6 protein-coding genes are annotated in these 5,894 nt (G+C 60.1%); 2 read left to right on the top strand and 4 right to left on the bottom strand.

From position 1 onward, the window contains the following. From JRJ26_20025 to JRJ26_20010, 4 genes are all read right to left on the bottom strand, one after another. Nucleotides 1-1,184: TRAP transporter large permease (locus tag JRJ26_20025; GenBank protein MBW2059779.1), on the bottom strand; the 1,184-nt coding region annotated here is incomplete at its 3' end. Continuing rightward, nucleotides 1,175-1,684: a TRAP transporter small permease gene (locus JRJ26_20020; GenBank protein MBW2059778.1), complete on the bottom strand. Its 510-nt coding sequence runs from the start codon at nt 1,682-1,684 to the stop codon at nt 1,175-1,177. The genes JRJ26_20020 and JRJ26_20025, both read right to left, overlap by 10 nt. A gap of 74 nt (nt 1,685-1,758) precedes the next feature. After that, on the bottom strand, nt 1,759-2,781 hold the full coding sequence (locus JRJ26_20015; GenBank protein MBW2059777.1) for a sialic acid TRAP transporter substrate-binding protein SiaP: 1,023 nt from the start codon (nt 2,779-2,781) through the stop codon (nt 1,759-1,761). Between the two features lie 273 nt (nt 2,782-3,054). Next, entirely contained in the window at nt 3,055-3,918 is an 864-nt protein-coding gene (locus JRJ26_20010; GenBank protein MBW2059776.1) for an IclR family transcriptional regulator, read from the bottom strand. A gap of 248 nt (nt 3,919-4,166) precedes the next feature. Here JRJ26_20010 and JRJ26_20005 point away from each other — a divergent pair, with 248 nt between their 5' ends. Both JRJ26_20005 and JRJ26_20000 read left to right on the top strand, forming a co-directional pair. Then, nucleotides 4,167-4,931 carry an ABC transporter ATP-binding protein gene (locus JRJ26_20005; GenBank protein MBW2059775.1) on the top strand — a complete coding sequence of 255 codons (765 nt, stop codon included), beginning with the start codon at nt 4,167-4,169 and terminating at the stop codon, nt 4,929-4,931. Nucleotides 4,932-4,947: 16 nt separating this feature from the next. Further along, on the top strand, nt 4,948-5,894 hold a 947-nt coding region (locus JRJ26_20000), incomplete at its 3' end, for a DUF362 domain-containing protein (protein ID MBW2059774.1).

Here is a 5,894-nt window from a genome sequence, read left to right as displayed (position 1 = left end):
AATACCTCGCCCAGGGGTGTTTCGCTGATCGCACTGGTGATGAAGGCCGTCTCGCCGAAAGGCGGCGTATCGAGGGCGATCATCAGGTTGAAGACCGTGACCACACCGAAATGGACGAGATCTATCCCGGCCGCCTTGACAAGGGGCAGGACGATGGGCACGACGATGAGGAGTATGGCCGATACGTCTATGAAACAACCGAGGACCAGGAAGAGTATGTTGAGGGAGAGGAGAACCGTCCACTGGCTCTTCATGAGGCCCAGTTGGATGAAGCCGCTGGTGATCATGGCCGGTATCTCCTCCCTTGCGACCACGTAGCCGAAGATGAACGCACAGGCCACGATGAAGCTCACGAACCCGCTGCTTACCACGGTCTCGATGTAGACCCTGTAGAGGGCCCTCAACCCGAGGGTCCGGTAGACCACGAGCGAGAGGACGAGCACGTACACGGCCACCACCGCGGCCGCCTCCGTGGGCGTGAATATACCCCCGTAGATCCCTCCCAGGAGGATGACCGGGGCCAGAATGATCAGAAACGATTTGGCAAAGACCTTCAGGAACTCCCTGGGCGGGATCCACCTGCCGGCAGGGTAGTTTCTCCTCACGGAGAGTACGAACACGAGCAGCATGAGAACGCCCCCGAGGATGAACCCGGGGATGATCCCCCCGAGAAAGAGATAGCCCACGGAGGCTCCTGAGAGCATCGAGTAGATGACCATGGGGATGCTCGGAGGGATGATGGGGCCGATCGTCGCCGAGGCGCAGGTCACGGCGCAGCTGAAGGGGCCGTCGTATCCCGAGTCCTTCATCGCCTTGATCTCCACCGCGCCCAAGCCGGCCACATCCGCTATCTCGGAGCCGGACATGCCGGCGAAGATGATGCTCGCCACGATGTTGACGTGCCCCAGTCCGCCCCGCAAGGGGCCGACAAGGACCTTTGCGAATTCGAAGAGCCTGTCGGTCAGTCTGCCCGCGTTCATGACCTTGGCGGTGAAGATGAAGAGGGGAACGGCAAGCAGAACGAACTGGCTCTCGAAATTGATGACCATCACGTCCATGACCGTGGACAGGTCCACGTGGGATATGAGGAGATAGAAGATCGAGCTCACGAACATGCCGAAGGCGATCGGATAGCCCACGGCGAATATGACGATGAAGAGGCCGAGCCAGACCGCTACCGCCACGGCAGGTCCTCCTGCTGGTGCTTCCCTTTTCCCAAGAGCTCACGGACGTTGAAAAAGATCGACATGGAATCGTGGACGAGGATGAGGCACAGGAACAGGGGAAAGCATACGAGAAGATACGTCCACGGTATCCTCAGAGCCGAGGCCTTTATCCTGTAGCTCCAGACCGTGTACTTTATGCTCGGTACGACAAGGAAAAGGACGGCCACGTTGGTCACTATGTCGAAGACGGTGTCGACGAGAAGCCTCGTCTTCCGTGAGAACTTGCGATAGAAGATGTCGAATCGTATATGCTGGTCGTAACGCTTGGCAAGGGCCGCACCGAGGTAGATGATCCAGACAAAGCTGTAGATCGAAAGCTCGAAGAACTTCGGGAGCGGGTTGTCGAGAACGTAGCGGGAGAATACCTCCACCGACACGGAGACGATGAGCAGGAGGAAAACCAGGTTTGCAAGGTGGATCTCCAGAATGTCGAAAACCTTCTTGGCCAGTCCGCTCATCTTCGGCTTCCATCCTGCAGGAAACAAAATGCCTTGGAAAAGACCCGGGTCTCTCCCAAGGCAATCCCGGCCGATCAAGGCAGGGTCTGAATCTTCGTGTACATCCCCTCGCCCCAGCGCTTGTTGAACTTATCCTGGCTGTAGAATTCGCGCGCATGCTCCATGAAGGCCTTCTTGTCCGGGATGATCACCTCCATGCCGTATTCTTTCTGGAACTTGCCCAGCAGAGAGGCCTCCTGCTCAAGCACGATCCGGTTCATCTCGAACCGGGCCACGTGGATGGCGTGCTTGATATAGACCTTGTATTTGTCTGGCATGCCCTGCCAGAGCTTCTCGTTTATTATGGGGTTCACGTAGCCGAGCATGTGGTCGGTCAGGACGATGTAATGGGTCACCTCGTAGAACTTCGCAGAGTAGTCGGTGGGAAGGGGATTGTCCTGTCCGTCTATCGTGCCGGTCTTCAAGGCCATGTAGACCTCGCCGAACCCGAGGGGCGTGGGGTTCGCACCAAGGGCCCTGCCCACATCGAGCCACGCCTCCACGTTGGGCATGCGGAGTTTGATCCCCTTCAGATCCTCGGGCCGCCTCACGACCCCGGCCTTGCGGGTGAGGTTGAGCTCCCTCGTTCCCAGGTACCATACGTCCAGGACCCGGATGCCGGATTTCTTGGCCAGGTTCTCCCAGTACTTCCGTCCGATGGGGCCGGTGAGTACCCTGTACATGTGGTCCAGGTCCCTGTAGAGATAGGCAACCTCCAGGACCCCTATCTCGGGATAGCTCGCCAGATCGGCAAACCACGAGGGGCTTGCATCGCTGGCCATCTCCAGGGATCCCCTCATGACCCCGAGGATTCCCGTCTTTTGGTCTGCAAGCTGGCCGGAATGGAAGACCTTGACCTCTATCTTCCCGCCGCTCAGGTTGCCGACAACCTCGGCGAATTTTCTCATGGCGATCGTCTGGGGCTCATTCGGACCTGCCACCGTGTTGAAGCGAAGGGTGTAGGTCTTCTCTGCGGCGAGTGAAACGCCGAGGCTGAGGACGAGTCCAAGCACCACGACGATACTTACAAGCAATACCCTCCCGATTCTATTGCCCATGGTAAGTCCTCCTTGTCTTCCCTGGTGAAGGAATTTCGAACCCCGACTCGATGAAAAACGGTTTTTCCCCTTGTCTTCCAGGCAGATCGCCCGGAATCGACGATCATCACCCCCTCTCCTCTTCCGGAAGATTCCTATCAGGCGGCCACCACCTCCTTTCGCAGCCCTCGGTACATCCGCCCTGTGCGGGCCGCATGAAACATCACCATCCAAAACAACCCCGGCCCCAGGCCCCCCGGGGGGGCGCACCTCTCGAAGGCCTCACGCTACGGGTCACCGCGACCCGTAGCCGAGCCGCCTCGATATCTCGGCCGCAGCAGCCATGACCAGCTTCCCGATCTCGGGTATCCTCTGTTCGGTTATTCTCTGGGAAGGGCCGGAGACGCTTATGGACGCAAAAACCCGACCGATACCGTTCCTTATGGGCGAGCCCACGCAGCGCACTCCCTCCTCGTGCTCCATGTTGTCCACGGCATAGCCGGAGGCGACGATCCGGTCCAGCTCGGCCAGGAGGGCGCCCCTGTCCGTGATGGTCCTTTCGGTGAACCCGGGCAGGCCCTTGTTCCTGATGATCTCTTCGATCTCATCCCTTCCGAGAAAGGCGAGAATCGCCTTTCCAACAGCCGTGCAATGGAGCGGCGCCCTCACACCGATTACAGAATAGGTACGGAGCCGCTTTGTGGATTCGAAACACTCGACGTAGAGAACCTCCCCGCTCTCAAGCACGGTCAGGTGGACAGTCTCGTCGAGCTCCCTGTTGAGGGTCTTGAGCAGCGGCGAGGCTACCCTGCGGATCTCCAGGCTGTCCCGAGCCCGGTTGCCCAGCTCGAAGAGCCTCAACCCGAGACGGTACCTGTTTCTCTCGGGATCCTTCTCCAGTATGCCCTGGCCCACCAGGGTGGTCACTATCTCGTACACACTGCTCTTGGGGAAATCCAGCTTCCGGCTCAGTTCGGTGACTCCCATCATCCCGCCGGTCTCGAATGATTCCAATATCTTGAAAGCCCGCCACACGGACTTGACAGCCCCCCCGGCCGGAGTCTCGGCAAAGGGAACCCCCACCGTGCCCCGGGCTTTTCTGGAAAGCCCGGGAGAAGCTCTGGAAGATCGATCGGCCTTGTGAACCGCGTTCGCCATTTCGAAACCATCTCTATCACACCGCCAAAAACGTGTCAAGTATTTTCCGACCTCCCTCCCCCGGCTGCCGGAAAAACCCGCTTCCCCCGCGATACCGTGCAAGCCACGACGTACCGACCGGGGGGTGAACGGGTCCCCTCCCGAGCGCAGCCGAATGGAAGGGGAAGGTCCGGCCGCCGCTCCTTGACAACCACGGGAACGGACCTGTAGTATGTCTTGCGGACCCAAGAAAGGGACGGCCGGTTCCCATGAAACCACCGACTTACATCCCTCCCAACAAGAGCCTCGTCCTCGATCAGGTCACCAAACGATTCGGAGCCATCCTCGCCGTCGACCACGTCTGCCTCGTGGTGGAGGACCGCGAATTTCTCGCCATCGTGGGACCCACGGGATGCGGGAAGACGACCCTGCTCCGCCTGGTTGCCGGCCTGGAAAAGATGGACGAGGGGCACATTTACATCCACGGCCGCTGCGTGGACCGCGAAAAGCCGGCCCACCGCGGGGTCCGCATGGTCTTTCAGGACAACGCCCTTTGGCCTCACATGCGGGTCTTCAAGAAAAACGTCTACAGCAACCTCAGTTTCTCCATGAAGATCCGCGGCAGGTCGCCCGGCAACATAGAGGAGAGGGTCGGCACCATCGCGGGCCGGATCGGCATCGAGAAGAAGCTCTACCCGAGAAAACCGGCGGAGTTGTCTGCAGGCCAGAAACAGATGGTGGGGATCGGCAGGGCCATGACCATAAAGCCCTTGATCCTCCTGCTCGACGAGCCCCTCTCCAACGTCGACCCCCAGCGCCGCCTCGCCCTGCGCCAGCAGCTCAAGGACTACCACGTGGAGACCGGGGCCACCACCCTCTACGTGACCCACAACCTCCCCGAAGCCTTCTCCCTGGCAGACCGGATCGCAGTCATGGAAGAGGGGAGGATCATCCAGATCGATTCCCCCTCCAGGATCCGCACCCACCCTGTCAACCAGTTTGTGAGGGATTTCCTCCGGTGTTTCGAGATGTGAACGGAAGGGACAATCCATGGATTTTCCAGGAGTCTACCGGATCCGCCAGACCTTTGACAGGACGGCGGTAAAAGACATCAGGGGGACGGTCAGGACCGAGCTTGCCCGGCTGTCCTTGGACGAGGTAAGAAGCGGCCACCGCGTGGCCGTCACGGCCGGAAGCCGTGGGGTCGCCCACATGGCCGAAATCATCGGGGCCATAGTCGAACACGTGAAGTACCTCGGAGCCGTGCCTTTCATATTTCCGGCCATGGGAAGCCACGGGGGGGCGACGGCAGAGGGACAGGCGGCCCTCCTGGCCCATTACGGCATAACCGAAGAGTCGGTGGGAGCCCCCGTCGTATCCTCCATGGAGGTGACCGAGATCGGAAAGACCGGGGACGGCGTCCCGGTATTCGTGGACAGCCACGCCCTGGAGGCCGACCATATCGTGGTGGTCAACCGGATCAAGTGCCACACGAAGTTCAAGGGACCCGTGGAGAGCGGGCTGATGAAGATGATGGCAATCGGCATGGGCAAGCAGAGGGGCGCCGATCTCTACCACAGGGCTGCAATCCACTATACCTTTCCGAAGATCATCATCGATGCGGCCAGGATCGTAATGGAGAAGGCCCCCGTCTTGTGCGGCGTGGCCATCGTGGAGAACGGTTACGGCGAGACGGCCAGGATCGAGGCCCTGAGGCCCGAACAGATCGAGATGAGGGAAAAGGAGCTCCTGGCCCTGGCCAAAAAAATGATGCCGAGGCTCCCCTTCGAGACCATCGACCTGCTCATCGTCGACGAGATGGGCAAAGACATCAGCGGCGTGGGGATCGACCCGAACGTCACGGGACGGAACCGGGATCTCCTGCGCGTCTTCCCCCACCCGGTCCAGGTCAAGAGGCTCTTCGTGCGCGACCTGACAGACAGGTCCGAGGGGAACGCCACTGGGATCGGCCTGGCCGACCTGACCACACGGAGGCT

The sequence above is a fragment of the Deltaproteobacteria bacterium genome, from assembly GCA_019308905.1.
In the GTDB taxonomy this organism is placed as follows: Bacteria; Desulfobacterota; BSN033; order WVXP01; family WVXP01; genus JAFDHF01.
This window is presented reverse-complemented; position numbering and strand designations above follow the sequence as displayed.